At 71.2% G+C, this 26,387-nt stretch carries 27 protein-coding genes; 17 read left to right on the top strand and 10 right to left on the bottom strand.

The window, feature by feature from the left end; genetic code table 11:
• Nucleotides 1-29: 29 nt before the first annotated feature.
• Complete coding sequence (locus VF746_27560) at nucleotides 30-386, bottom strand: hypothetical protein (GenBank protein ID HEX8696206.1); 357 nt, start codon at nucleotides 384-386, stop codon at nucleotides 30-32.
• Nucleotides 387-1,544: 1,158 nt separating this feature from the next.
• Here VF746_27560 and rho point away from each other — a divergent pair.
• Nucleotides 1,545-2,795: a transcription termination factor Rho gene (gene rho, locus VF746_27555; protein HEX8696205.1), complete on the top strand. Its 1,251-nt coding sequence runs from the start codon at nucleotides 1,545-1,547 to the stop codon at nucleotides 2,793-2,795.
• A 176-nt stretch (nucleotides 2,796-2,971) separates the two neighbouring features.
• On the opposite strand, the gene VF746_27550 is transcribed toward rho, so the two are convergent.
• Nucleotides 2,972-3,511, bottom strand: a complete 540-nt coding sequence (locus VF746_27550) for a phosphoribosyltransferase family protein (protein ID HEX8696204.1) — start codon at nucleotides 3,509-3,511, stop codon at nucleotides 2,972-2,974.
• Between the two features lie 246 nt (nucleotides 3,512-3,757).
• Between VF746_27550 and VF746_27545 the strand changes: the two genes are divergently transcribed.
• The 9 genes from VF746_27545 to VF746_27505 all read left to right on the top strand — a co-directional run bounded on the left by VF746_27545 (nucleotide 3,758) and on the right by VF746_27505 (nucleotide 9,714).
• On the top strand, nucleotides 3,758-4,198 hold the full coding sequence (locus VF746_27545; protein HEX8696203.1) for a hypothetical protein: 441 nt from the start codon (nucleotides 3,758-3,760) through the stop codon (nucleotides 4,196-4,198).
• An 8-nt stretch (nucleotides 4,199-4,206) separates the two neighbouring features.
• Nucleotides 4,207-5,046, top strand: coding sequence for a hypothetical protein (locus tag VF746_27540; protein HEX8696202.1), 840 nt, complete (start codon nucleotides 4,207-4,209; stop codon nucleotides 5,044-5,046).
• Between the two features lie 44 nt (nucleotides 5,047-5,090).
• Nucleotides 5,091-5,534, top strand: coding sequence for a hypothetical protein (locus tag VF746_27535; protein ID HEX8696201.1), 444 nt, complete (start codon nucleotides 5,091-5,093; stop codon nucleotides 5,532-5,534).
• A gap of 123 nt (nucleotides 5,535-5,657) precedes the next feature.
• The gene (locus VF746_27530) at nucleotides 5,658-6,146 is read left to right on the top strand and encodes a hypothetical protein (protein HEX8696200.1); all 489 of its coding nucleotides are present in this window, start codon (nucleotides 5,658-5,660) and stop codon (nucleotides 6,144-6,146) included.
• A gap of 40 nt (nucleotides 6,147-6,186) precedes the next feature.
• Complete coding sequence (locus tag VF746_27525; GenBank protein HEX8696199.1) at nucleotides 6,187-6,543, top strand: hypothetical protein; 357 nt, start codon at nucleotides 6,187-6,189, stop codon at nucleotides 6,541-6,543.
• Between the two features lie 166 nt (nucleotides 6,544-6,709).
• On the top strand, nucleotides 6,710-7,516 hold the full coding sequence (locus VF746_27520; protein ID HEX8696198.1) for a CbiX/SirB N-terminal domain-containing protein: 807 nt from the start codon (nucleotides 6,710-6,712) through the stop codon (nucleotides 7,514-7,516).
• A complete protein-coding gene (locus VF746_27515) occupies nucleotides 7,509-8,396 on the top strand; it encodes a DR2241 family protein (protein HEX8696197.1) in 888 nt (295 codons plus the stop codon). Before VF746_27520 ends, VF746_27515 begins: the two co-directional genes overlap by 8 nt.
• An 81-nt stretch (nucleotides 8,397-8,477) precedes the next feature.
• On the top strand, nucleotides 8,478-9,350 hold the full coding sequence (locus VF746_27510) for a prolyl oligopeptidase family serine peptidase (protein ID HEX8696196.1): 873 nt from the start codon (nucleotides 8,478-8,480) through the stop codon (nucleotides 9,348-9,350).
• Between the two features lie 127 nt (nucleotides 9,351-9,477).
• A complete protein-coding gene (locus tag VF746_27505; protein HEX8696195.1) occupies nucleotides 9,478-9,714 on the top strand; it encodes a ferredoxin in 237 nt (78 codons plus the stop codon).
• A 90-nt stretch (nucleotides 9,715-9,804) separates the two neighbouring features.
• On the opposite strand, the gene VF746_27500 is transcribed toward VF746_27505, so the two are convergent.
• Nucleotides 9,805-10,542: a lytic transglycosylase domain-containing protein gene (locus tag VF746_27500; protein HEX8696194.1), complete on the bottom strand. Its 738-nt coding sequence runs from the start codon at nucleotides 10,540-10,542 to the stop codon at nucleotides 9,805-9,807.
• A 1,253-nt stretch (nucleotides 10,543-11,795) separates the two neighbouring features.
• On the opposite strand from VF746_27500, the gene VF746_27495 reads away from it, so the two are divergent.
• Together VF746_27495 and VF746_27490 are read left to right on the top strand one after the other, a co-directional pair.
• On the top strand, nucleotides 11,796-12,251 hold the full coding sequence (locus VF746_27495; protein ID HEX8696193.1) for a hypothetical protein: 456 nt from the start codon (nucleotides 11,796-11,798) through the stop codon (nucleotides 12,249-12,251).
• Between the two features lie 32 nt (nucleotides 12,252-12,283).
• On the top strand, nucleotides 12,284-12,754 hold the full coding sequence (locus VF746_27490) for a peroxiredoxin (protein ID HEX8696192.1): 471 nt from the start codon (nucleotides 12,284-12,286) through the stop codon (nucleotides 12,752-12,754).
• 650 nt (nucleotides 12,755-13,404) lie between these two features.
• On the opposite strand, the gene guaB is transcribed toward VF746_27490, so the two are convergent.
• The 3 genes from guaB to VF746_27475 form a co-directional block, all read right to left on the bottom strand.
• Nucleotides 13,405-14,889 carry an IMP dehydrogenase gene (guaB, locus tag VF746_27485; protein ID HEX8696191.1) on the bottom strand — a complete coding sequence of 495 codons (1,485 nt, stop codon included), beginning with the start codon at nucleotides 14,887-14,889 and terminating at the stop codon, nucleotides 13,405-13,407.
• A 255-nt stretch (nucleotides 14,890-15,144) separates the two neighbouring features.
• Nucleotides 15,145-15,633, bottom strand: coding sequence for a YkvA family protein (locus VF746_27480; GenBank protein HEX8696190.1), 489 nt, complete (start codon nucleotides 15,631-15,633; stop codon nucleotides 15,145-15,147).
• A 34-nt stretch (nucleotides 15,634-15,667) separates the two neighbouring features.
• Complete coding sequence (locus VF746_27475; GenBank protein HEX8696189.1) at nucleotides 15,668-16,054, bottom strand: DUF2281 domain-containing protein; 387 nt, start codon at nucleotides 16,052-16,054, stop codon at nucleotides 15,668-15,670.
• A gap of 415 nt (nucleotides 16,055-16,469) precedes the next feature.
• Here VF746_27475 and VF746_27470 point away from each other — a divergent pair, with 415 nt between their 5' ends.
• From VF746_27470 to VF746_27460, 3 genes are all read left to right on the top strand, one after another.
• Entirely contained in the window at nucleotides 16,470-17,294 is an 825-nt protein-coding gene (locus tag VF746_27470) for an acyltransferase (GenBank protein ID HEX8696188.1), read from the top strand.
• Between the two features lie 238 nt (nucleotides 17,295-17,532).
• Nucleotides 17,533-18,681 (top strand): hypothetical protein, encoded by a 1,149-nt coding sequence (locus tag VF746_27465; GenBank protein HEX8696187.1) that lies wholly within the window; start codon nucleotides 17,533-17,535, stop codon nucleotides 18,679-18,681.
• Nucleotides 18,682-19,009: 328 nt separating this feature from the next.
• Entirely contained in the window at nucleotides 19,010-19,414 is a 405-nt protein-coding gene (locus VF746_27460; GenBank protein HEX8696186.1) for a hypothetical protein, read from the top strand.
• Nucleotides 19,415-19,899: 485 nt separating this feature from the next.
• Here the strand turns inward: VF746_27460 and VF746_27455 are convergent, their stop codons facing one another.
• The 4 genes from VF746_27455 to VF746_27440 all read right to left on the bottom strand — a co-directional run bounded on the left by VF746_27455 (nucleotide 19,900) and on the right by VF746_27440 (nucleotide 23,970).
• On the bottom strand, nucleotides 19,900-21,018 hold the full coding sequence (locus tag VF746_27455; protein HEX8696185.1) for a hypothetical protein: 1,119 nt from the start codon (nucleotides 21,016-21,018) through the stop codon (nucleotides 19,900-19,902).
• An 86-nt stretch (nucleotides 21,019-21,104) separates the two neighbouring features.
• On the bottom strand, nucleotides 21,105-21,383 hold the full coding sequence (locus VF746_27450; GenBank protein HEX8696184.1) for a hypothetical protein: 279 nt from the start codon (nucleotides 21,381-21,383) through the stop codon (nucleotides 21,105-21,107).
• Nucleotides 21,380-21,949 carry a hypothetical protein gene (locus VF746_27445; protein HEX8696183.1) on the bottom strand — a complete coding sequence of 190 codons (570 nt, stop codon included), beginning with the start codon at nucleotides 21,947-21,949 and terminating at the stop codon, nucleotides 21,380-21,382. The genes VF746_27450 and VF746_27445 overlap by 4 nt, the downstream gene beginning before the upstream one ends.
• Before the next feature lie 377 nt (nucleotides 21,950-22,326).
• The gene (locus VF746_27440) at nucleotides 22,327-23,970 is read right to left on the bottom strand and encodes a M28 family peptidase (GenBank protein ID HEX8696182.1); all 1,644 of its coding nucleotides are present in this window, start codon (nucleotides 23,968-23,970) and stop codon (nucleotides 22,327-22,329) included.
• A 641-nt stretch (nucleotides 23,971-24,611) separates the two neighbouring features.
• Between VF746_27440 and VF746_27435 the strand changes: the two genes are divergently transcribed.
• On the top strand, nucleotides 24,612-24,794 hold the full coding sequence (locus VF746_27435) for a hypothetical protein (protein ID HEX8696181.1): 183 nt from the start codon (nucleotides 24,612-24,614) through the stop codon (nucleotides 24,792-24,794).
• Nucleotides 24,795-25,076: 282 nt separating this feature from the next.
• On the top strand, nucleotides 25,077-25,382 hold the full coding sequence (locus VF746_27430; protein ID HEX8696180.1) for a hypothetical protein: 306 nt from the start codon (nucleotides 25,077-25,079) through the stop codon (nucleotides 25,380-25,382).
• Nucleotides 25,383-26,387 lie beyond the last annotated feature (1,005 nt).

The raw sequence follows: 26,387 nt of genomic DNA, 5'->3' as shown, positions 1-26,387 counted from the left end.
GCGGCCGGCGGGTGGAGCCGGCCGGGCGCTCAGTCGTCGGGCGACTCGTCGGGGTTGCGCGAGAGCGAGAAGGCGATCACCTCGCCGGCGTCGTCGCCCTCGGGGACCACCGTCTCCACGATGATGCGGCGCACCACGTGCCGCACGTCGTCGATGATCACCTCGAAGTCGAGGCCCAGCTCCGGGGCGTTGATGTGCGTGCGCACCCGGCGCCCCGGCTCGGCGGCCGGCGGGTCGGGGTTGCGCAGCAGGGTCTTGGTGGACTGGCGCCCGCTGTCCAGCCCGCGCGTCACCTTCACGTGTCGGAACCAGTCGGGCTGGTACCCCACCATGTAGGTGCGGCCGCGCTGGTCCTCGCCCCGGCCCTCTCGGTTGTGCCGTGCCATCGCCTCAGCTCCGTCAGTCGCGCGTTGCGACGATCCGTCCGGAATCTCCCTCGTGCCGCGGCCGTTTGTCAAGGAGCGTACCGCGCCGCGGCGCGGGCTGGAGCGCACGAAGCGGACGATGCGTACACCCCTTTGTTTTCAGGGATTTCCGCGTGGGCGGCGGTGGTACGGCGTCGTCCGGGCCGGGGCGCGCATTCCCCGCCCGCAGTCCCACCCGCGCCCCAGCGTGGGACACCGGTGCGGCACCGGCCGGCCTGCTTCGCGCCGAATGGTTCGGAAGGCTCTCTCGGGGTAGTTGAAGTGCGAGAGTGCGAGAGTGCGAGAGTGCGAGAGTCAGCCTGCATCCACCACTTTCGCACTCAGCACTTTCGCACTTCGGTTTGGGCGTGTCCCTCCGCTGCGCTCTGGGCCGGGCTGCGCGCGCGGTAGGGCAGCAAACAACGCTGCCCAACCGCGCCGGGCCCGCGTCGGCCGAAACTGCCCGGCCGCCCCGGTCTGGCCCTCCGGGCGCGCATCCCTCACGCGGCCGCCGCATCCCGCGTGGGTTCCCGCGATGGGTACCCGACGCGAGCCGTCCTGGGATCCGTACCGCAGCCGACGTTTTCCGACACGGGATGCGCGGCGCCTCCGCGGCCGGCCCAGGCGCGCGGCAACGTCCGGAGACCGGCGCGGCGCCGGGGTATGCGGTCGCGGGGGCCGTCTGGACCGGGTCTAAGATTAAGGAATCGTAAGAGTTGTGTTAGTGAGCCGGGCTCATGGCACCTGGCGCGCTCCGGCGGGTATCTCCCCCGCATCAGACCGCCGCGAAAGGTTGGGCGCCGCGCCTTGAAAAGCGATACAGGGCAAGACGTTGCGCGCGCGTGTGGCGGGAGCGTGGCCCGGTTCGTGCGCGCGGGCCGGTCGAACCGACACCAGGGACAGCGGCAACATTCCGCGGCGCCAGGCCGGAAACCCGCCAAACGTTTGGTCTTGCGCGGGAAAAAAGCGGTCGTTAGGTTGCGCGTACCGTCTCACAGCCAAGACCGCCTATCCGGCTCAGGGCGCGGGTGCGCCTCCTCCCTGGTCTCTTTTCCCAGCTTCATCGGAACAATTCCAGCGGACGCGGCGGCAGCGGGCCCCGTGGGCCGCGGTATCGCATAGACACATTCGGAGCCAGTCGTGGACATCACAGCCATCAAATCCAAGAGCATCGCCGAGCTGCACGAGATGGCGGAAGGGCTCAACATCTCGAACTACTCGGGGCTCCGTAAGCAGGACCTCATCTACCGCATCGAGCAGAACCTGCTCGACAGCGAGGTGGTGCTGCGCGGCGAGGGCGTGCTCGAGGTCCTGCCCGAGGGGTACGGCTTCCTCCGCTCGCAGGACTGGAACTACCTGTACGGGCCCGACGACATCTACGTCTCGCCCAGCCAGATCAAGCGCTTCGACCTGCGCACCGGCGACACCGTGCTGGGGCAGGTGCGCCCGCCCAAGGAGGGCGAGCGCTACCTGGCGCTGCTCAAGGTGGAGCGGGTCAACGGCGACGAGCCTGAGAAGGCCAAGCACCGCATCGCCTTCGACAACCTGCGCCCGCGCTACCCCGACGAGCGGGTGCACCTGGAGGCCGCCTCGGGCGACCTGTCGATGCGGGTGATGGACCTGATCGCGCCGCTCGGCAAGGGGCAGCGCGGCCTGATCGTGGCGCCCCCGAAGGCGGGCAAGACGATCCTGATGCAGAAGATCGCCAACGCCATCACCGAGAACCACCCGGAGGTGCACCTCATCGTGCTGCTCATCGACGAGCGCCCCGAGGAGGTCACCGACATGCAGGAGAACGTGAAGGCCGAGGTGATCTCGTCCACCTTCGACGAGCCGGCCGACCGGCACACGCAGGTGGCCGAGATGGTGCTGGAGAAGGCCAAGCGCCTGGTGGAGCACGGCCGCGACGTGGTGATCCTGCTGGACTCCATCACCCGCCTGGCGCGCGCCTACAACGTGGTGGTGCCGCACTCCGGGAAGATCCTCTCCGGCGGCGTGGACGCCAACGCGCTGCACAAGCCCAAGCGCTTCTTCGGCGCCGCGCGCAACATCGAGGAGGGCGGCTCTCTCACCATCGTGGCCACCGCGCTCATCGAGACCGGCAGCCGCATGGACGAGGTGATCTTCGAGGAGTTCAAGGGCACCGGCAACATGGAGCTCGCGCTCGACCGGCACATCGCCGACAAGCGCATCTTCCCGGCGATCGACCTGAACCGCTCGGGGACGCGGCGCGAGGACCTGCTGCTGAACGAGCTGGAGCTGACGCGGGTGTACCTGCTGCGCAACTTCCTCTCCGACATGCCTCCGGCCGAGGCCATCGACTTCCTGCTCAACCGCATGCGGAAGACGAAGAACAACAAGGAGTTCCTCGACTCGATGGCGAAGGGCTGATCCGCTCTCGCCCGCCGCCGTCGAACGTGCGAAGGCCGGCCCCGTGCCACGGGGCCGGCCTTCGTTGTTTAGTGCTTTAGTCCTTAGTGCTTAGTCCTTAGTGGGATCGTGCGGGGCCGTCCCTCGCGCACGATCCCACTAAAAGACTAAGCACTAAGGACTAACACACTTGCAGTTCAAGCCGTCAGCCCCGCGTACGTGGGATGCGTCACCAGCTCGCCGTCGGTGACCACCTGGCGGTCCCAGGGGTAGACCACGAGCTGGTCGGTCTCCAGCGCGAAGTAGTTGGGGCGGTAGCCGCCCGGGCGCACGAAGCTGGTGGCGGTGCGCACGTCGGCCGGGCCCACCTCGCGCACGGCGGCCAGCGCCAGGCGTAGCGTGTCGCCGCTGGTGGTGATCTCGTCCACGATCAGCACGCGGCGCGCTTTCGCCTCCACGGGCGTGGGCGAGAGCACCCGCGGGGACGCCTGCAGCCGGGCGCCGTCGCGGCGCGAGATCTTCATCGACTCGAAGTCAGCGTGCAGCATGGCCGCCACGGTGGCCGCGGGGATCACGCCCGCCGTGGCGATGCCGATCACCAGGTCCGGCCGGTAGTCGCGCGCCACGCGCAGCGCCAGCACCCGGCTCAGCTCGCCGAACAGCTCCCACGAGAGCTCCATCGTCCCCTGGGTGCCGGCGAAGGCGGGCGGGCGGGCGCTGAATGCGTTGTTCGGCATGGGACCTCCCTGGGCCGGGTTCGAGACGAGGGGGCCTGCATGTTACAAGTTCCGTTCCGTTCAGGGAAGGAAACTCTTGTAACGGACAGGGGACAGTGGACAGGTTACAGGGGACAGCCTGCATGCTCGTCGCCGTCCCGTCGGCCAGCGGACGCGCAGGATACGCTCCCCGGTCCGCGCGCCGCAGGGAGTTCTACGCTTCGGCCGTCCCGACGGTCCACCTGACCCGCTGACTTCGCGCCTGCGATGGATTCCACCTCCTCCACGTCCGCCGGCTACAGCGGGACGCCGCTGCCGAAGAAGCTCGGGATCAAGCCCGGCCACCGCGTGCGCTTCGACCACGCGCCGCCGGGCTTCGCGGCCGCGCTGGGCGAGCTGCCGCCGGACGTCGCGGTGCTCGCGGACGGCGAGGAGTCGGCGGGGCTGGACCTGGTCGTCTTCTTCACCACCGCCGCGGACCAGCTGCGCGCGGAGTACGCCCGCCTGGCGCGCTCGCTCTCGCCCGCGGGGATGCTGTGGGTCGCCTGGCCGAAGAAGGCGTCGCGGGTTCCCACCGACCTCACCGAGGACGTGGTGCGCGCCGTCGCGCTGGAGAACGGGATGGTCGACACCAAGGTCTGCGCCATCGACGCCACCTGGTCGGGGCTGCGCCTGGTCTACCGCCTCGAGGACCGCCCGCCGCGGTAGACCTCCCGATGCGAATCCCCGCCTGCGTCCTGCTCCTCCCGCTCCTCGCGTCTCCCGCCTGCTCGGGCGAGGCGCCCGCCGCCGACGCGTACGAGACGCCGCTCGTCTCCACGTTCCGCACCACCCCGGGCTTCCGCTGGAGGCGCGTCGACGCGCCGAAGCTGCGCGTCTACGTGCAGCCGGGCTCGTACGCGGCGCGGCACGCGGCCGAGCTGGCGGCGCTGGCGGCCCGGGCGCGCGCGGACGCCTACCGGCTGCTGGAGCTGGGGGAAGACGGGCGCACGCTCCACGTTTTCTACGTCGAAGACCGCGCGCAGATGGGCCGGCTGACGGGCCAGGCCGTGCGCGGCGGCACCGCGTACCCGGAGGAGCGCGTCGCCGTCGTCGCCGCGAGCGCCAGGCGGAGGCCGTCCGCGCGCCACGAGGCGATGCACGCCGTCTCGATCGGCGCCTGGGGCCGCTCGCCGGCGGGGGACTGGGTGCAGGAGGGCGTGGCGGTGCTCGCCGAGGGGACGTGCGGGCCGTACGACCTGGAGACCGTGGCCGCCTTCCTGGTGCAGAGCGGTCGCGCGCTGCCGCTGGACCGCCTCACCGGCGCCTTCCGCGCGCAGGACGACCTGACGGCGTACCTCCAGGCCGGCGGCCTGCTCGGCCACCTCCGCGCGCGGCACGGGACCCGCGCCGTGCGCGCGCTGTGGACGGGCGGCCCCGCGGCGCTGGAGCGGGCGGCCGGGCGCCCGCTCGCCGACGTCGAGCGCGACTGGCGGCGGGAGATGGCGGCCGCCCCGCCGCGCGAGGTGGACTGGGCCACGCTGTCGGAGGCCGGCTGCGGCTGGCGCGGACGGTAGGGGGCGCGTACAATCCGCGCGGTCGATTCAGCCCACCGGGAACGATGGCAGACGCAGACCTCCGCGCCCGCGCCGACGAGCGCTTCGAGCGCGCCCTCCAGGAATCCGGTGCGCGCGACCCGCGCGACTTCTACCGCACGCAGCTGCGCGACCTGAAGGCGGCCAGCCCCGACGCGTACCGCCGGGCGCTGGCCTACTACGAGGATCGCCTGATCCCCGCCGTGGCCGACGAGTCGTCGGACCCGCTGGAGGAGTGGACGGAGTACGGCCGCGTGCTGGCCACGCTGGCGGCCCCCGGCCGCACGGTGCAGATCGACGCGAGCGGCCGCTCCACCGACTACGCCCGCCCCGCCCCCCGCGACGCCCTGGTGCTGCACCTCCCCGAGAGCACGTCGCGCCCGGCCGTGATTGTCGCCCTCCCCGCGAAGATGACCCCCGCCCAGCGCGCCAACTACGACCTGCTGGTGCGGCAGGCGCAGGCGCTTTAGCTCACCTTCAGGAAAATCCGGCAAGCCCTGGCGGCTGTGGAGCGAGGGCTTGCGCGAGTCGTTCGCTTTCGTCAATTTAAGTACTGCACGTCCACTTTGCGTGATCCACGCTCCTTCGTTTGAATGGACCGGCCTCTTCTGCTGTACTCCGCCAGCACGTGGCTGGCGCACGCGATCGCGGAGCGGTTCTACGGTGGGATCCACTACGCGTGGTGCAGCCCGCACTTCGACGGGACCACTGCGGCGCGACATGTGAACGTGCCGCCGACCGCCAGCCCGGCCGAGATCTACCGGAACCTGGCGGACGAATGCCGCAGGGGCGAGCGCCACAGCGACGCGATCAAGCGCAACCGCGGCGGCATCATGCGTGGAGCGAGGATGAAGCGCGAGAAGGGGTTCATCACCCCGGCGCGATTCGCGGAGATCGATCAGATCGTGGAATCGGCAGTCACATGGGAGTTCCGGCCCGTGCTCTACGTCATCCCGTTCGACCGGGTGAGCGGCATCGCATTCGAGGTTCCCGTTTCCGAGCGGGCGCATCCGCTCTCCGTGGAGTACCGGGTGGAGGTTCTGCCCAGGGGCTGTTTCGACATCATCGAATTCAGGAGTTGAGACGATGTTCGAGAAACTGCGAAACGCTTCGGAAGACATCGTGATCTACGTGATCTACGATGCGATGCTCCGGCTCTACGAGCGCGAGCGCTTCCGGAGCCCCGGGCTGCGGGAGATCCTGCTGCGTGACCGCGCGCAGATGTCCGCGTCGGCGATCGGGAACGCGGAGCGCGCGGCCCAGGTGGCCGAGGCCTTCGCCGACGTCCTCGCCGAGATCGAGGAGCGCGAGGGGACGCCGGTGCCGGAGTTGTCGCAGGAGCGGGCCTCGTATTACACCCAGGAGCTCAGCAGTATCCTCGACGAACGGCTGAGAGCGGCGCGGCCGCACCGCGACCCGCGCCGGGGACGCGAGCTGCTGGAGGAACTCCGCAGGGATTACGGACGCGTCGCCGCCTGACGCCAGCCTCACCCTCGCTCGTCTTATGCAACGGCCGCGGATGAACCGCGGCCGTTGCTGCATCCGGGTCCGGCGTCCGTCCCTATGCGCCCGCTCCTCTCTTGCCGCGGCCCACCACCCGCCCCAACTTCCGCTCTCCGACACCCACGCGAAGGAGTAGCTGGACGTGCAGGCGCTAGTCATCATCGGGCACGGGTCGCACCTGAACGCGGACTCGAGCGCGCCCGTCTACCGGCACGCGGAGGCGATCCGGCGGACGGGCGCCTTCGACGAGGTGCGCGAGTGCTTCTGGAAGGAAGAGCCCTCCATGCGCGAGGTGTTCGACCTCGTCGAGTCGGGGGACGTCTACGTGGTCCCCCTCTTCATCTCCGAGGGCTACTTCACCGAGGAGGTGATCCCCCGCGAGCTGGGGCTCTCGGGCCCGGCGCCCTCCGTCACCCACAAGCTGGGCAAGACCGTCCGCTACACCCTCCCCGTCGGCACGCACCCGTCGATGGCGGGGATGATCCTGCGCCGCGCCGAGGAGTCGGCGGGGCTCTCTGGCGAGGAGGCGAAGCGGGCCGGACTCGTCATCATCGGCCACGGGACGGAGCGCAACAGCAACTCGGCCGAGGTGATCTACCGCGTCACCCGCGAGGCGGCGGCGGCCGGGGTCTTCGGCCACGTGCGGACCGGCTTCCTGGACCAGGCGCCGGAGGTGGGCGAGGTGCTGGAGGCGATGGAGGAGCGGCGGGTGGTGCTGGTCCCCTTCTTCGTGGCCGAGGGGTGGCACACGCAGGAGACCATTCCCGACGACCTGGGGCTCAACCGCCCGGCCGTGAGCCACGTGACCGAGCAGGACGGGCGCACCATCTACTACGCCGACCCCGTGGGCACCTTCCCCGAGGTGGCCGAGATCGTCGTCCAGCGCGCGCGCGAGGCCGGGGCGCGGCTCTCCGAGCGCCTGGGCCTGCGCGAGGCGGCCGGTGTCTGACACGCCGGAGGCACGCGGCGCGCACGCCCCCGGCGGGGTGGCCCAGGCGCGCCGGGCGCTGGCCGCCTGGGTGGACGAGGCGGGCCCGGCGGGGCGCGTCTTCCTCCAGGCGCGGCTCCTGGCGACGGCGCCCGGCCGCTACGAGGTGCGCCACCGCCGCGACGTGCACCGCTCCCCGCAGTCGCTGGAGTGGGTGACCCCGGACCCCTTCTTCGCGCGGCGGATCGCGCAGACCACCAGCGCGGGCGAGCACCGGCCGCTCAAGACCTCGCCCAACCTGCGGCAGGGGTGGGCGCTGGTGGACCTGGACGAGCGCGGGCTGTGGACGGCGCTCGACTACCTGTACCCGGCGTGCGCGGCGCACTGGCACGCGGGGCGCACGGGCGCCCTGCGCGTTACCCACTGGCGCGAGACGGCGGGCCGGCAGAGCGGCATCTACGCGCCCGTGAAGCTCTTGGCGGATGACGCGGTGCGCCTCGCGGCGCGCGCCTGCTGCGCCGACGCCGTCTGCCTGCGCCGCGTGGCGTGGGAGATCGACGCCGGCACGCCGCTGGGCCTGGGTGAAGAGGGGCCGGTCGACGGCGACGCGCGGGTGCCGTGCCCCGAGGCGTGTTCGATGTTCGTCTCCCTGGCGCGCCAGGTGCTCACGATCGAGCGCTCGCCGCGCACCGACGTTCCCGGGCTGGGGCCGATGGCGCCCGAGGAGCTGGCCCAGGTGCGCGCGGTCGTCGCCGCGGCGGCGGACGGGACGCTCGGCCGCGCGCGCGAGGGCGACTTCGAAGACCCCACCAACCTGCGCCGCATCCGCTACCTCGACTGCAGGCTGCAGGGGACAGGGAACAGGGGACAGCCTGCTTCGACTGCGGAGGATGGAGAATAGGAGCCGGGGAGGCGGCGATCGGTGTTGCCGGCTGTCCCCTGTAACCTGTCCCCTGTCCCCTTCTTTTCCCGAGGTGAGACGATGACCGAAACGACCGCCGCCGCCACCGGCACCACCATCGCCTGCACCCGCTTCGAGCTGCGGCCGGGGGACGGCGGGCCGCCGGTGCGCGGGGACGTGCGGGTGAAGGCGGGGACCAGGCCGAAGAGCGCGGTGGTGGTCTGCCATGGGTTCAAGGGGTTCCGCACCTGGGGCCCGTGGCCCGCGCTGGCGAAGGCGCTGGCCGCGCACGGGCACGCGGCGGTCACCTTCGACTTCTCGCGCAACGGGGTGGGGGCCGACGGGGTGGACTTCTCGGCGCTGGAGCTGTTCCGCGAGAACACGCACTCGCGCAACCTGGACGAGATCCGCATGGTGCTGGACGCGCTCGAGGCCGGGCGCCTGACGGAGCGCCGCCCGAAGCGCGTGGGGCTCTTCGGCCACTCGCGCGGGGGCGGCGAGGCGGTGCTCACGGCCGCCGTGGACCCGCGCCTCGACACGCTGGTCACCTGGGCGGCGATCGCCAGCGTCCCGGGGCGCTGGACCGAGGAGCAGGTGGCGCGCTGGCGCCGGGGCGAGGACGTGCTGATCGAGAACGCCCGGACCAGGCAGCAGATGCCGATCGCGCCGGACTACTGGGTGGACTTCGTGGAGCACCGCGACCGGCTGGACATCGGCGCGGCCGCGGCGGAGGTGGCCGTCCCCTGGCTGATCGTGCACGGCGACGCCGACGAGACGGTGCCGGTGGACGAGGGGCACGCCCTGTTCGCCGCGGCGGGCGAGAACGCCGAGCTGCTGGTGATCGAGGGCGCCGACCACACCCTCGGGGCGAAGCACCCGTACGCGGGCGCCAGCGACGCGCTGCGCACGGCCGCCGAGGCCACGCTGGCGTGGTTCGACACGCATCTTGCGTAGCGTTCGAACGTCCGTCCGAATTCCGGGTGGACAAGCCGGGGCGGGGTCGCTATTCTTCCGCCCGGCGGCCTCCGCGGCGCCCTGACGCAGCCTCGAACCGAACCGAACGAACCTCCGGAGCGCAGATATGCCGTACGTGATCACCGAGCCCTGCATCGGCACCAAGGACGCCAGCTGCGTCGAGGTCTGCCCGGTCGACTGCATCTACGAGGCGGAGGACCAGTACTACATCAACCCCGACGAGTGCATCGACTGCGGCGCCTGCGAGCCGGAGTGCCCCGTGCAGGCCATCTTCCCCGACACCGACGTGCCGCCGGAGTGGACCAGCTACATCGAGAAGAACCGGGTCCTCTCCGACAAGTAGCCGTTCCGTCCGCACCGGACGGCGAGAAGGGGCGCATCCCGAGGGATGCGCCCCTTCTCGTACAGGAGCACGCCGGTGCGCGTGGCCGCGTCAGCGGTGGCTGTTGCGCCACCCCATGACCATGCCGTAGTACCCGTTGTCGGGGTCGCCGCCGCGCCTCAGCACGCGGTCGACGGTGCCGGGGCCGCGGTTGTAGGCCGTGAGCGCCAGCTCGGCGTTGCCGTCGTACTTGTCCAGCAGGTCCCGCAGGTAGCGGAAGCCGATGCGCAGGTTCGTCTCCGAGTCGCGCAGCTGGCCCGCGGTGACGCCGGGCTTCAGCCAGCGCGCGGTGGCCGGCATGAGCTGCGTGAGGCCGATGGCGCCCACGTGGCTGGTCGCGCGGTCCTTGAAGCCGCTCTCGGTCTTCACCAGGCCGAAGGCGATCTCGGGGTCGATGCGGTTGTCGACGGCCGCCTCGACGATCAGCCGCGCCAGGCGCGGCGACACCTCGAAGCCCTTGCGGCGGTACTTCTCGGCCAGCTTCTCGGCCGAGGCCAGCCGGGGCTCGGCCTTCGGCTTCGCGGCGGGCTTCCTGACCTGGACGGCCACGCGGATCGGCTTGGCGACCACCACGGGCGCCAGGTTCATGGCCACCGACCCGAGCGTGGCGCCGCCCTCCAGCGGGTTCGGGCGCTCCTGGTAGCCCGCCTTGCCCACGGCCACGGCCACGCCCTGCAGCGCCGCCACGCCCACCAGCATCCCCCGCACCCACCGCGAGCGCAGGAGCGAGCGAGTATCGTTGCTGAGCCGCGACCTGTCCGCCGCGGTAGAGATCCCATGCTTATTCACCGGCATGTCTCCTGTCTGGGCCACGGAAAATGCGGCAGCATCGAGATAGCCGCCGCACTCGCCATAGTCGGCATTCAACATGGACGACAATTATAAAACACTTAACCCATTGTGTCAACCTCACTTGGCGAATTCCTACGCCAGTGTGGGGAGAAATCCAGCGCCAGCACTGGATTCTGCTGACATTCACACAGATGTTTGCAGGGAAATCGCGCCCGAAGAGGAGCCGAATAAACGAATTTCATGGCCGGAATGACGTTCATCTACATTGCAGGCAAGCCCTCACCCGCCGCCTTAGAGCGGCAACCCTCTCGCAACTTCGGGAGGGTGGACTTTACGGGGTCGGTGCGGGGAGCGGGGTTCTCGTAGGGGCGAGGCATGCCTCGACCGGGCGGATGCCATTACATGCGCGGCAGGCGGCTTCTTGCGCCGATGCCACCGGTGCTCGGACTCGCAGGCTCGCCCCTACGGAACTCATCTCCGCGACGAGACCCCCGCGTGAGGGATGCGCGCCCGACAGGGCCGGGACGCCGCCGCCACAGGGGTATCGTGGCGGCGGCGGCCCGGCGCGGTTGGGCACAGTCGTATCGTGCCCTACCGCGCGCGCAGCCCGGCCCGGAGCGCAGCGGAGGGACACGCCCAAAACCGCAGTGCGAAGTGCGAGGTGCGAAGTGCGGAGAGGGTGAATGGGGCGGCGGGGGGCGGTTACTGCATCGTTGCGTTACGGCGGGGCGTCACACGATGGAGACGGAGACACGCGACGAAACGACACAGGGCGCGGACGTCCCAGTTGGGACACCCGCGCCCCGGAGGATCACCCTCCCGGTGCGGCCTGGAGTGCCGGCTCAGAGGCCGGCGGCGCGAAGCTGCTCCAGGTCGACGGCAGCCGGAGAGTGCTCGGGCCTCTTTTCCTTGTCCCGGCCCGGCTCTTCCTGACGCTGGCGGACGATGGTGAGGCTGGCCACGATGGCTGCGATGGCGATGAGACTGACACCCAAGGTGCGGATAGGCGCCTCCTCGTGGGGGTGGGAAGCAGCGCATCGAGCCGTGCGCCGCGGGGCGGAATCGGCAGTTTCCGTGCCGGGTCCTTTGTCAAGAGAAACAACGTTTTTGCACGCGGTTTCCTGACATCTCCCCGTCCACTCCGCCAACCTCCGCGCGCGTGGCGGCGGCGCTCCGGGCGCTTGCTTCCGGACGCGCCGCGCCGCATCTTCCGCAGCCTCGTCATCCCCCTGCCACGCGATCCGGGCCCGATGAGCGACGCTGGACGCTTCCGCGACCCCGAGGGACGCTTCGACCTGGCGGTGCCGCCCGGGTGGTCGGCCGCGCCCGACGAGGACGGCGACGGGGTGGAGGTGTGGAGCGAGGACGGCGAGGGGACGCTGCACCTGGTGGGGTTCGCGGCGGACGAGGACGACTTCCCCGACCCGGCCGAGGAGCTCTACGCGTTCCTGGAAGACCGCGGCGTGGAGCTGGAGGAGGACGAGGTGGAGGACGTGCCGCTCGCGGGCGGGGCGGAGATGGCGCTCTGCGAGTTCGTGAGCGAGGACGAGGACGAAGGGGAGGCGCTGTACTGGATGGTGGCGGTGGCGACGGCGCCGGGCGCGGTGGCGTTCGCCACGTACTTCTGCCCCGCGGGGCGCGAGGAGGCGGAGCGCGGGGCGGTGCGCGCCGCGCTGGGCTCGCTGCGGCTCGGCGCGGGCGGGTGAGACGACTTTCCAGACGCGAGGAGGGGCGGGCGATGGGACTGAAGGTGGGCGAGCAGGCGCCCGACGTGGCGCTGCCTTCGCACGAGCACAAGCACGTGTCGCTGGCGGAGCTGTGGAGCGAGCGGCCGCTGGTGGTGCTCTTCTTTCCGCTGGCGTTCTCCAGCACCTGCACGGAGGAGCTGTGCACGGTGCGCGACGACCTTGCATCTTACAACGGCCTGAACGGGCGCGTGGCGGCCGTCAGCGTGGACTCGCCGTACGTGCTGCGCCGCTTCCGCGAGGAACTCGGGGCGGACTACCTGTTCCTCTCGGACTTCAACCGCGAGGCGAGCCGGGCGTTCGGGGTGCTGCGCGAGGCGCCGGTGGGGCCGGGGCTCCGGCAGGCGTCGGACCGCGCGGCGTTCGTGATCGGCACCGACGGGGTGGTGCGCTACGCCTGGCACGAGACGAACCCCAGCCTGCTGCCGCCGTTCGAGGAGATCAAGCAGGCGCTGGCGGCATAGCTTCGTCGGGGGATGAATTCGCTGCAACGACCACACGATGTCCGCCTGCGCGGATGGTCGGGCGAATAAATTCGCTGCAACAACTACACGAAGTCCGCCTGCGCGGACTAACGGGCTGCGCCCGCGCGCTTCGCGCCCCGCGGGAGAGACCGGGGCGGCGGCAAGGTGAGGTACGGCGATAGAAAGTCAAAGATCGCGAAAAGGCCGGCGCTCAATGTGAGCGCCGGCCTTTGCGCATCGGCGGGAGCGTCGAACACCTGAGCACTTCGCACTCAGCACTTCGCACTTCGGGGTTATACCAGATTGCCGAGCATTGTTCTGGTTCCGAACAGATTGGAATCACACAGAGGACACAGAGAACACGGAGGAACTGAAGACGCGATTGAAGTTTCTCTGTGTCCTCTGTGTCCTCTGTGTCCTCTGTGTGATGCTCTATCAGAAAGCTGTACCCGAACGATGCTCTGCAAAGTGGTATGAGCTGCATGCCTCGCGCGCAGAGCCAGCAGAGTCGGCAGAGCGCCTCGCCGTTCTCTGCTGACTCTGCTGTTCCGCGTGAGATCGAACGGCGACTACCCCACGAGCGAAGGCCGGACCTCGCATGCTCCCGAGGTCCGGCCTCCTCCGTCACAGGCTGCCCGCGCGGGCGTGTCTCACGCGTGGTAGTTCGGCGCCTCGCGCGTGATGGTCACGTCGTGCGGGTGGCTCTCGCGCAGTCCCCCGCCGGTGATGCGCATGAACTGCGGCTCGGTGCGCAGCGCCTCGATGTCGGCGCACCCCAGGTACCCCATCCCCGCGCGCAGGCCGCCGACCAGCTGGTACAGGGTGTCCGAGGCGGCGCCCTTGTAGGGGACGCGCCCCTCGATCCCCTCGGGGACGAACTTGGCGGCGCCGGCGGACTGGTCCTGGAAGTAGCGGTCGGCCGAGCCCTCCTGCATGGCGCCCAGGCTCCCCATCCCGCGCACGATCTTGAAGCGGCGCCCCTCCAGCAGGAAGCTCTCGCCCGGGCTCTCCTCGGTCCCTGCCAGCATGGAGCCCATCATCACCGCGTGCGCCCCCGCGGCCAGCGCCTTTACGATGTCGCCCGAGTACTTGATCCCCCCGTCGGCGATCACCGGCACCCGGCCGGCCGCGCCCTCCACCGCGTCGATCACCGCGGTGAGCTGCGGCACGCCCACCCCGGTGACCACCCGCGTGGTGCAGATGGAGCCCGGCCCCACCCCCACCTTCACCGCGTCGACCCCGCGCTCCACCAGCGCCTCGGCCCCCTCGCGCGTGGCCACGTTCCCGGCGACGAGCTGCACGTCGGGGAGCGCCTCGCGGATGCGCGAGACGGCGTCCAGCACGCCCACCGAGTGCCCGTGCGCGGTGTCGATCACCAGCACGTCCACGTCGGCCTCCACCAGCGCGCGCGCCCGCTCCAGGTCGCGCGTGGGGTGCGCGCCGACCGCCGCGCCCACGCGCAGCCGCCCGCGCTCGTCCTTGCAGGCGTTGGGGAACTGCGCCCGCTTGCGCACGTCCTTCACGGTGATGAGCCCGCGCAGCCGCCCGCCCTGGTCCACCACCGGGAGCTTCTCGATGCGGTGCTGGTGCAGCACCTTCACCGCGTCGTCGAGCGAGGTGCCCACCGGCGCGGTGATCAGCCGGTCGGAGCCCGTCATCAGCTCGAACACCGGCCGGTCCAGGTCGGTCTCGAACTGCAGGTCGCGGTTGGTGATGATCCCGATCAGCCGCCCTTCCTCGTCCACCACCGGCGCGCCGCTCACCGAGTAGCGCTCCATCTGCCGCAGCACCTCGCGCAGGGTGGCGTGCGGGGTGGTGGTGATCGGGTCCTCGATCATCCCGCTCTCGGAGCGCTTCACCCGGTCCACCTCGCCGGCCTGGCGGTCGACGGGCATGTTCTTGTGGATGATGCCGATCCCCCCCTCGCGGGCCATGGTTATGGCCATGCGGCTCTCGGTGACGGTGTCCATCGCCGCCGAGACCAGGGGGACGGCCAGGTCGATCTTCCGGGTGAGCCGGCTCCTGACGCTGGTCTCGGCCGGGTGCACCAGCGAGCGGCGCGGCACCAGCAGCACGTCGTCGAAGGTGAGCCCCTCGCCCGCGAAGCGGGGCGGGAGCGCGTCGCGCAGGGTCATCGCGCCTCCTGAATACGCAGAGCCCGCCTGTCTGCGCTTCCCTCGCGGGAGGAGACGGCGGGCGTGTGGTTGGTCCGGTTCTGTGGTTCCATGGGGGAATTTATCCCGCCCCCGCGGGAAATGTCAACTGCGAGAGCGAAGTGCGAGGTACGGTCTGGTACCACTCCTGGAATCGCGCCTGGTCCGCCCCGAAGAAGAGCCGGCTCCCCTGCGAGGGAGCCGGCTTTCGTTCGTCCCGGCCGGGCGAGGCCGTGACTAGCGCCGCCGTCCCAGCAGGCCGCGCACGGGCTCGGGGAGGAAGGAGCTGGCCCGGTCGAGCGCCGCCAGGGCGGTCTCCAGGCTGGCCACGTCGCCGTCCCAGTGGTCCATCAGCACGTCGATCCCGGCGTTGTTCAGCAGGCGGCTGAGCGCCAGCGCCAGCAGGAACACGTCCTCGACCTCGCCCAGGGCGGGGATCCAGTCGGGGATCACGTCGGCCGGGATGAACAGGTAGGCGATGGCCGCCAGCACGATCGCCTTGTCGGCGGCGGAGACGCGCGGGTCCTTCGCCAGCCGCCCAAGCAGCTTCACGAAGTTGGGGATGTCGCGCACCAGCGTGCGCAGGCTCTCGCGCTCGCCGGCGGGACCCCGCCGGCGGCGCAGCCGGGGCGCCTGCATGCGCGGGCCCACCAGGTCGTCGTCGCCCTCGTCGTCGTCGTACCCCGGTCCCCGCACGGGGATGGACCTCCGCCTCCGCTCAGCCATGCCTCCCGTCCGTTCGCTGGTGAGTTCCGCCGCGTCAGTTCGGCGCGGGCCCGGCCTGCGGGTCGCCGTCGGGCTGGCGCGTGGGCGGGGGGAGCTGCGCGGGCCGCGGGTCGTCGGCCGGCGCGATGACGCTCTCCACCTCGCGGATCACCGAGCGCCCCGCCTCGGTGATCCCCGAGACCACGCGCCCCGCCGTGCCCATCACGCCCAGCGCGCCCTTGATGGTGCCGAACGCCAGCCCCTGGCCGCGCATCTTGTCCTCCAGCACCTCGGTGAAGCGCTGGAACGCGCCGGGCTGCCGCAGGTTCTCGCGGGCGTACTTGGAAGTCAGGAACTCGATGTAGTCGAGCACCTGGTAGACCTGTGCTTCGGGGAGCGCCTCGATGTGGCGCATCAGCCGGGCGCGGAGCACGTCGTGCATCGTGTGGGCCTTCGCTGCTCGTGAGGGGCCGGCGCGGCGCGATTTTCGTGCCCGCCGCACGTTCGGATCCGGGTAACCCGTCTGTGTACGCCCTTCCCCGCCGCGGGGTTTCGTCCCTCCAATCTGCTCCAGGCCGGCGCGCAAGGCAATCGCCGAGTGCGAGGTGCGAAGTGCGAGGTGCGAAGTCCCGAGTGCCTGGTCCCTGGTGTGTTGGAACGGAGCCGGTGCCGGCCAGTCGCGCGAAGCGCCGAAGTCCCTCCCCTGAAGTTCGGGGAGGGACAGGCGCGCCAGGCGCCAAGGCGGGGGCTGCCGGCCGACGCGGCGCCACACGTTCATTTGCCTCGCCCGCGCCAGCGCTCTACCTTTCGGCCGGAAGGGAAGGTACAGGCCAGAGGACCCCGGAAAGCCCCCACCCATGCCGATCTATCCGCTCCGCCAGGTCGAGCCCGCGGCCGCGGCCACCGACGTCTACGACCGCTGGCTGGGCGAGCTGCGCGAGGCGCTCGAGCGCGGCGACGACCGCTGGGAGCTGTGCCGCCGCACGCTCACCGGCATCTACTACCCGCAGCTCGCCGACGCCGACCCACGCCACCTGCCGCTCGCCGCGCAGGCCGCGCTGGCGCAGATGGACGCGCGCAACATCACGCTCGAGCCCGAATACTACGCCGAGGTCGACGTAGAGAAGTTCACGGAGCGCAAGCCGCTGCTGTGGATGTGGCAGATGTTCGACAAGAGCCCGCTGGGCGGCAACGTGCACCTGGGCGTGCGCTTCCGGCGCGTGCTGGCGCCGTTCATCCTCAAGCGCGTGGGGAAGAACTTCAAGTGCTTCCACTTCGTGGAGTTCTCCTTCGGCTACAACCTGGAGGCGGGCGACGACGTGGTGGTGCACCGCAACGTGCTGCTGGACGACCGCGGCGGCATCGTGCTGGGCAACAAGGTGTCGATCTCCGACTACGCCAACATCTACTCGCACACGCACTCCATCGTCGACCAGCAGGACGTCTCGGACCTGCCCACCATCATCGGCGACGGCGTGCGCATCACCTACCACGCCACCGTGCTGGCGGGCACCAGGGTGGGCGAGAACGCCATGGTGGGCGCCATGGCGCTCGCCACCAAGGACGTGCGCCCCTACCACGTCAACGTCGGCATCCCCGCCAAGTCGGTGCGCGTGAAGCCCAACGCCCCGCCGGAGGTCTACAAGCTCACGCTCCGCAAGGACGGCGAGGGGGACGACTGAGGAGTGCGTGAGTGCGTGAGTGCGTGAGTGCGAAAGTGCGAAAGTGCGAAAGTGAAGAGCGGCGTACCGTAGGGGCGAGGCGGGCCTCGACCGCGGCCGCCCCCGCGCAAATGTCTGATCGACGGGAGGATGGCCGCCCCGCAGCCTCCGCAGGAGGCTTCCTGCAGTTGTAGCCGCGGCTTTCGCCGCCCCTGGCGCGAAAGCCCCGGTGTGATCCAATCGAAAGGCGAGCAGGATGATGGACGATAGCACAGCGGGCGCCCTCGCGGCGGTGCCCGTCGAGACCACGGACCCCGTCAACGCGGCGATCCTGGCCGTCTCGGAAGACCGGCTCCAGGGGTTCCAGGAGGAGCCGTTCCAGGAGATCGCGCGGCTCTCCGGCGTGGAGCTCGACACCGTGCTGGAGCGCATCCGCGCGCTGCTGGCCGCCGGCACCATCCGCCGCGTGCGCCAGACGCTGATGGCCACCAACCTGGCCCCCGGCGCCCTGGTGGCCTGGCAGGTGCCCCCCGAGCGGCTGGACGCGGCCTTCGAGTACATGTTCCGCCAGGACCCCTTCTCCGGCCACGTCGTCATCCGCTCCACCGACCGCGAGACCACGGGGTCGAAGTACCGGCTGTGGACCACGCTCAAGGTGCCGCAGGGCTACTCGATGGAGAAGCACTGCGAGTTCCTGGTGCGCCAGACGGGCGCGCTCGCGTACAAGCTCCTCCCGGCCAGGGCGCTGTTCACGCTCGGCGTGGGCCACGTGCGCCGGCGCGGGCTGGAGCCGGGAGAGCGCTCCGACGAGCCCGGCAAGGTGCTGGACGTCAACGTGGTGGAGCTCAGCACCCTGCAGTGGCGCGTCCTGGAGGCGCTCAAGCGCGAGCTCGCCGTCGACGAGGTGCGCGACCACCCCTGGGCGGCGCGCGCCGCGGAGGCCGGGGTGCCGCTGGAGACGTTCTACGAGGTGGCGCGCGACCTGAACCGCCGCGGGGTGATCGGGCGCTTCTCCACCTTCCTGGAGCACTACAAGCCCAACGCCGCCGGCGAGCGGGTGACGCGCTACAACGCGCTCTTCCACTGGCGCGTGCCGCCGGGGCGCGAGATCGACGCCGGGCGCGAGGTGGGCCGCCACTACATCATGACGCACGCCTACTGGCGCGAGGGCGGGCCCGAGTTCGGCGGCGTCAACGTCATGGGCGTGGCGCACGGCACCGACAAGGACGTGGTCCTGGCGCACAAGGCCGCCATCGACCGGCACCTGGAGGAGGCCGGCATCCCCGTCTCCTACACCAACGTCTTCTGGGGCGGCCGCAGCGAGATCAAGCCGTCCGAGATCTCCCCCTTCGCGTACGCGGAGTGGTGCCGGACGGTGGGGCTCGATCCCGAGGCGATGCGGGGGTGAAGTACGGGAGTACGAGGTACGGAGTACGAGGTGCGGGGTCATATCGAAGCGACGAAGCGATCGCCAGTGTATTGCAGTCCGCTGGCAAAAGGGCGCAAACGAATCTTTCCATGTTCGGCAGACTTTTTCGTGGAACGGATGCTGTAGCGACGTGTATTCGCGCGGCCGGCTCGGGGAGAAGCAGAACGGAATTTCGCCGTCCGCCGTCTACTCCCGTCCATCTGTTTGTGACAACGCCGGTTGCCTTTAGAATGTCCCTTCAGCGCGAACGGACCGCGGCACGCAGAGAAAGCTTGCGTTTTTGACTATCGTGCATAGTATTTCGCCCATGCAACCAAATCTCACCGAAAAGCTCAACGACAAGCAGGTCGACCTGCTGCGGTATCTTTACCGCCAGACCGGCCCCGTGCCGTCCGCACACCTGGACGGGCGCGTGGTGCGTGCGCTCCGGTCGCGCGGGCTGGTGGAGGAGAAGGGCGAGTGGGTGTCGGTGAGCGACGCCGGGCGCACCGAGTTCGAGAAGCTGCGCCGCCGCCGCGTCTCCAGCCCGCACGTGGCCGAGAGCGGCTCGCCGCGCCACGCCCGCGCCGAGGCCATCATCCGCGCCGTCGAGGCGCTGGAGCTGGCCCTGCCGCGCGACGCCGAGGTGAAGGTCGGCGACATGCTGGCTTACGCCGACGACGTGGTCCAGGGCCTGCGCGGCTACGCCCGACAGCTCGCCCGCGTCGACTGACCGACCCGCCGCGAGAACACCGATGCGGACGAGACAAACGCCTCGTCCGCATCTTTGCGTTCCCCCTCCCGTTGCGACATTCGAACGAATGTCATTCCGAAGGCGCCGCCGCACCGAAATCCCTCCCGCACCGAAGCCCGGCGGCGCCTGAGGAATCTACTCATACCACCTTGCAGAGCATCGTTCGGGAATAGGTCCTGAAAGGCCTCACACAGAGAAACAGAGGACTTCGGTTTTCTCTGTTCCTCTGTTTCTCTGTGTTCTCTGTGTGATTCCAATCTGTTGCTGTCTGTTTGGAACCAGAACGATGCTCCGGAACGTGGTATCATCCCCGAGCGTGGCCGGCTTTTGTGCACGATGATCTGGCCACCAGGAAGGCGAAGTAGATTCTTCGGTCGCGTCCCACCTCTCGAGTGGAGGGGGAATATCGCGCGGACGCTCCCTCAGAATGACGGCGTTCGTGGGAAATGTTCTCGTTTTACCGCTCAGCCGCCCCAGTTGACGATCGGCAGCAGGCGGCGGCCGGGGGGGTTGTGGCGCACGTAGTTGAGCAGGCCGAGCTGCACGCCCCGCAGGTCGCGCGTGTAGTTGTAGATGCCGATCGTGAGCCCCCGCTGCGTGCCGCGCACGTCGTTGTACGGGGCCACGGCCACGCCGCTCAGCCGCTCGGTGCGCGTGTAGGCGCCGGCCACGCCGAGGCCCGCGATCTCCTCCGCCACCACGCCCAGCCCGCCCACCGTCAGCCAGCGCACCCGCCCGTCGGCCACCACGCCCAGCCCGCCGACGTTGATCCCGTCCATCGGGCCGTCGGCGACCGCCCCCAGCCCGCCGATGGTGACGCCGCGCACCGGGCCGTCCACCACCACCCCCAGCCCCGCGACGCTCACGCCCGTCACCTCCCCGTCCACCACCACCCCCAGCCCCCCGACGCTCAGGCCGGTCACCGGCCCGTCCACGATGCTGGCGAGCCCGCCGATGCCGATCCCCCGCACCGACCCGTCCACGATGCTGGCGAGGCCGCCCGCGGCGATCCCCGTCAGCCGCCCCTCGGTGATGGCCGCCAGCCCGCCCGCGGCGACGCCGTTGACGTCGCCCTCCGCGATGGTCGCCAGCCCGCCGGCCGCGATCCCGTCGATCCCCCGGTCGCCGATCACCGCCAGGCCGCCCGCGGCGATGCCCACGATCCGCTCCTCCACGATCACCGCCAGCCCCCCGGCGCCGATCCCGTGCAGGTCTTCCTCGGCGATTACCGCCAGCCCGCCCACGCCCACGCCGTTGATGTCGCGCGCCACCGGGGCCAGCAGGCCCACCGCCACTCCGTTGACCACCAGGTCCGGGTTGTCCTTCGGCTTCCAGAGCGTGAGGTTCACCCCGCTCACGCGCTCCACGCACCGGTCGACCAGGTTGACGCGGATTCCGGTGTGGCGCGCGGAGTTGCCCAGGCTGAGCCCGTGGCCGGGGGCGGGGATTTCGAGGCTGTGGTGGTCGACGGGGCACGCGGGGACGTTGTCCTCGTCTCCCGCGTCCTGCGCGGCCAGGGGTGCGGCGGAGACGAGCACGGCGCAGGCGAGCGCGGCGAGACGGACGGGGGTCCGCGGGTGCATGGGGGGTCCTCCGGAATCGTGAAAGAAAAGAACGGCGCGGCGAGTTTCGCCGCGCCGTACGCACTCCCCCGGAGGCGGGTTTCAGCTCACGCGCCCTCCGTCCACGCGGTCAGGCGGTGCAGGAGACCCTCGATGCGGAGCCGCAGGTCCACGTCGTCCACGTGCCCGGCCGCCTGGTCCAGGTAGTGGACCAGCAGGCCGATCTCGCCCTGCGCCAGCTCCTCGACGAAGAGGCGCGGGTCGAGCCCCAGGTCGTGCGCGGCGACGGTGACGGCGCGCACGCACAGCTCGGCCAGCTCGCCGCCCTGCGCGAAGCCGGGGTCGAGCGCGTCGGACGGAACGCCGGACGACGCGGCGCCGCTCACGGCCGGGCCGGAGCGGCGGGCGTCCCCAGCGCGCGCTCCAGGTCCCTCAGCATCTGCTCCGTGTCGCGCGAGAGGAGCGCCTTCCACTGCCCGCCGTCGCGCATCAGGCTGATGCGGGCGGGGACGGTGATGGGGGTGCCCTGCACGGTGAGGCCCATCTCGTAGTCCACGTGCGCGGTGTCGCCCACCATGGCGTGGCGCAGGCCGTGGTAGCGCGCCTTGCTCATGATCTGCCGCGTCTCGGGGTCCCTCGACATCAGGCGCTCGATGACGCGGGCGTAGACCTGCGCGTCCGACAGCGCCGGCAGGTCGGCGGACCTGAGGCCGAAGAGCGAGTCGAGCATCACGTCGCCGCGCTGCATGGCGCCCACGCCGTGCAGGAGCTGCTTGAACGCCTGCAGCGCGCTCGGGTGCATCATGGCGGCGGCCCCGGTCCAGTCGCCGCCCTTCATCGCCTCGAAGTAGCGCTCGGCGGCCTGCTCGGGCCTCTCCTGCGCGAGCGCCGGGAGCGGCGCCAGGAGCAGCGCGGGCGCCACCAGCGCGAGCGCGAGCTTCATCCGGCTCATGGGGTTCCTCCAGGGGAGAGTGATCGTCGCTTCGGATCGAGAATTCTCGCTTCGGCCACCATTCGCGCCGGGGCGGGTGAACCCGCGGCAACACCGGCGAGAAGCCTGCCTTCGCAGGCTGGTTCGGCGCGGGGGCCAGATGCGGCGCGGTGAGGCGGGCTCCGCGGGCACTCCGCGCGAATGCAGGCCGGTGATCGCGCTCCCGCCTTGCCAACCCGATGTAGTTCGTAGGGGCGAGCATGCGAGTCCGAGCACAGGGGCATCGGCGCAAGAGCCCGCCTGCCGCATAGGAGCCGGCATCCGCCGGTCGAGGCATGCCTCGACCCTACGGGTTTACCCGATCGGAATCGCGAAGAGCATCTCCGATCCGGGACCGCTCAGCGCGTCGAGCGCGGGGGGCGCACGGAGGCGAACTCGGCGTCGCGGTTCCACTGGGGGACGTCCGGCGCGTTCGCCAGCGCGGTGCCGAAGTCCAGCAGCAGGTTCGACAGCTGCACGGCGCCGGTGAGGTCGAAGTCGGGCCGGTACTCGTCGCTCGGCTGGTGGTAGCGGTGCGCGGTGTAGTCCTCCTGCTGCGCCGTCCCCCACCCCTCGGGCCGCCCCTCGTAGTCGGTCCCCGCCGCGATGGAGACCGAGGGGACGCCCGCCTTGGCGAAGGAGAAGTGGTCGGAGCGGTAGAAGTAGCCGCGCTCGGGGTGCTCGTCGGGCGAGACGCGCCAGCCGCGCGGGCCGACCAGCCCGGCGAACGACGGCCCCAGCGAGCTCTTGGTGTCGCCCAGGACGCGGAAGTCGCGCGAGCGGCCCAGCAGGTTGCCGCCGTCCACGTTCAGGTTGGCCACGATGCGCCCGATGGGGACCACCGGGTTCAGCGCGAAGTACTCCGAGCCCAGCAGCCCGCTCTCCTCGGCGGTCACGAAGACGAAGAGGAGCGAGCGCTTCGGCGCGGGCCGCGCGGCCGCCGCGCGGGCCACCGCCAGCAGGTCGGCCACGCCCGAGGCGTTGTCGAGCGCGCCGTTGTAGATGGAGTCGCCGTTCACCTTCGGTCCGATCCCCAGGTGGTCCCAGTGCGCGCTGAACGCCACGTACTCGTCGCGCAGCCGCGCGTCGCTCCCGCGCACCACGCCCACCACGTTCTCGCTCTCCAGGTGCTGCACCGAGTTGCGGAAGCCGACGTCCAGCGTGATCCCGGTGGCCACGGGGCGGAAGTCGCGCGACCCGGCCCGGCGGCGCAGCTCGGCCAGGTCCAGCCCCGCCTGGCGCAGCAGCGCGGTGGCGGCGCTGTCGGTGATCCAGCCGCGGAAGGCGAGCGGCGCCGGGAGCTTGGGGTCGCGCGGGAGCATGCGCTGCTCCTTGGCCCACGAGCCCACCACGGTGTGCCAGGGGTAGCCGGCCTGCTCGGTGGTGTGGACGATGAGCGCCCCGGCGGCGCCGCGGCGCTCGGCCTCCTCGAACTTGTAGGTCCAGCGCCCGTAATAGGTCATCGCCCGCCCGCCGAAGTGGTTCGGCTCGTTCGCGGGAGCGGGCGGGTCGTTCACCAGCACCAGCAGCACCTTCCCCTTCAGGTCCATCCCCTTGAAGTCGTCCCAGCGGTACTCGGGCGCGGCGGCGCCGTACCCGGCGAAGACGATCTCGGCGCGCGCGCTCGACTGCTCCGCGGCCGAGCCGGGCCAGACCACCACCTCCTCGGGGTAGCGGAGATTCGCCGTCGCCCGCCCGGAGGCCGCCACGCGGATGGTGGCCGCGTCGGCGCCCACCACGTCGATCGGCACGCGCTGGAACCAGCTCCCGCCCGCCCCGGGCTCCACCCCGAAGGCGCGCAGCTGCGCGGCGATGTACTCCGCCGTGAGCCGGCCGCCGCGCGTGGCGGGGGCGCGCCCCTCCAGCAGGTCCGAGGCGAGGAAGCGGACGTGGGCGTCGATCTCGTTCGGGGTGATCTGCGCCGGCTGCTGGGCGGCCGCCGCGGACGCGGCGAGCACCGCCGCGGAGGCGAGCGCGAGCAGGATGGTGCGGATGGATCGCATGGTTCGGCCGGAGCGCGGGATTGGACTTCGCGTGACGATCGCGGGAGACGAGGAAACGTACGAGGGGCGGGCGCCCGGGGGAAGGGATCGGCGTGGGTGATCGGCGGCGGCGAAGGCGGCCCGTCCCGGTCCCGCCATCCGCACCGTTCGGGAGCGGCGGGGGGAGCGGGAGCCGGAAGGTCCGCGTGGCGGGCGTGGCCGGCGGGACGGCGACGTGCTCCAGCCTGTGCGTGGGCCCCGGGACCGGCGCGGGAACGTCGCCGATCTCGTCGTCCGACGGCTTGGGCGGCGGGTCCTCGAACAGGTCGACGTCGCCCGGGTCCGGGGGCGGGAAGAAGCCGCGCCGCAACGCGCCGAGCGGGACGGGGAGGCGGTCGGTGTGGGCGGCCCGGAGGACGTCCGCGGGGACCACCGGCTTCGGCCAGCCCCGCACGCTGTCGGCGCCCGGGACGGGGATCTCCGGGATCGCGTCCACGTCCTCCCCGGTCTGGTGCAGCCAGGCCAGGGCCAGCGGAGCCATGTATCCGAACCAGTTCCCGTTCTTGTCGTGGGACTCGCCCACCGACTCGAACTCGCGCCCGGGCGGCTCGCCGTGCGAGAGGACGAGGTCGCGCCCGCACGTCCCGTCGAGGGTCTCGCGCATGCACTGCAGGTGGCCGACGAGCTTCCGCTCGGTCGGGGGGCGCCGGACCGGGTCGTCCGCCCTCAGCAGCATCGCCACCGCGGCGGTCAGCGCCGAGATCGACCACGGCTCGGGCCCGGGCTTCGTCGACCCGGACAGCGTGGCACCCGTCCCGAGCACCTCGTCGTCCCCCGGCCCGTAGACCCAGGGGTGGACGAACGCGTCGTACCAGCGCAGGTACTCGTCGCGCACCACCGGATCGTCGTCGTCGAGCGCGGTGAGGGCGATCAGCGGCTTGTGGACGTCCGACCAGTTGCCCCGGTGCGGCGCCGCTCTCATGAACAGCTCGAACCCCCGCTGGGGCGAATCCAGGCACACCGTCTTGTAGAACCGGGCCGCGACGAAGTCGAAGCGGCCGTCGCCCGACACGTCGAAGGCGTCCAGGTTCAGCAGGATCTCGGCGGCCTCCCTCAGCGTGTCGCGCGTGGCGCCGCCGAACTCGCCCCACGTCTCCTGCGGCTCGGGGCCGAAGGCGGCCTGGAGCGAGGGCCAGGCCGGCGACGACCTGAGGCGCCGGAGCGCGGCCACGCCCGAGAGCAGCGGGCTCCGCTCCCACCCCGCCCGGAGGCCGGCCATGTCGACCGCCCTGGCGAAGGTGGCGGTGCCGGGCACCGCGAAGCGGTCGCCGGTGATCCGCTCGAAGACGCGGGAGAACGGGTACTCGTACGCCGGGTTCGGACCGGCGGCGCCGCGGTTGGCGAAGCCCCCGCAGGGCCTCACCAGCAGGTAGCCCACGTGCTGCAGGTAGCGCCCGACGAGCCGCGTCTGCTCGCGGACCCGGTCGACCAGGTGCCGCGCTTCCGCGTCCCCCGCGTCCGCCTCGTCCCGGAAGGTGTGGAAGATCATGAAGTAGCCCGCCACCAGGCCGACGTACTCGTCCATGGAGGGCTCCCAGCGCCGGAAGCGGTCCTGGCCGTGCCGCACCCGGCATGCGTCCACGTAGCGCGGGTCGTTCAGCGGCGTGCAGTAGAGGTAGCGGCTCCGCGCGAACGACTTCGCGTCCTGGTTGACGAGGAACTGGCAGCAGACCCGCGGCCTCTCCCTCCCCTTGGAATCGATCTCCGTCTCCCACTCGTCGGTCGTCGCCGGGTCCCAGCGCAGGACGTAGCCGGCGAAGGGGCCGTCCGGCTCCCTGAACTTGTACAGCGACTCGAGCGTGTCGAGGACGATGCGCACCAGCCTGCGCGCGTCGGGATGCCCCAGCCGGTGCTCCACGCAGAGGCCCACCAGGCGCAGCCCCGTCATCATCAGCGCGTTGGTGCGGTCGTGGCGCATGACGCGCCAGCGCTCCACCGCCAGCTCGGGCGTGTCGCGGAGCTCGTCTTCGTGTCCGTAGCGCCGGGCGCCGCCGCGCTCGGGGACGGACCATCCCGTCCAGCACGCCGCCTTCGCCACCGCGCCCGGCTCCGGCAGGTCCCCCCGGGCGGACCGACTCGCCGAGGTGGTTCAGGTTGGTGAAGTGGTTCGCGCGCCAGTGCCGGCCGAGGGCGAAGTGCCTGGCAAGCACGGCGCGGCGAAGCTCCTTGTAGAGGTCTTCGTGGGAGATCGCCACGGGTCCTCCCCTCCGGGGGACGGATGAATGAGCGGTGCCGGGCCGGCCCCGCCCGCTCCCGCACGGGCGCGTCGCGCGGCGAACCGAGCGCCGGAGCGAGTGGGGTTCGCGGTGGAAGCCTCGCGGGGTCTGCGAGGCTTTCTGCCGTTGTTGCCGCGGCTTCAGCCGCCTGTGGCCCCCTTC

The sequence above is a fragment of the Longimicrobium sp. genome (genome assembly GCA_036389795.1).
Classification (GTDB): Bacteria; Gemmatimonadota; Gemmatimonadetes; order Longimicrobiales; family Longimicrobiaceae; genus Longimicrobium.
Note: the sequence above shows the minus strand (reverse complement) of the source record. Positions and strands in the feature narration are given on the sequence as shown.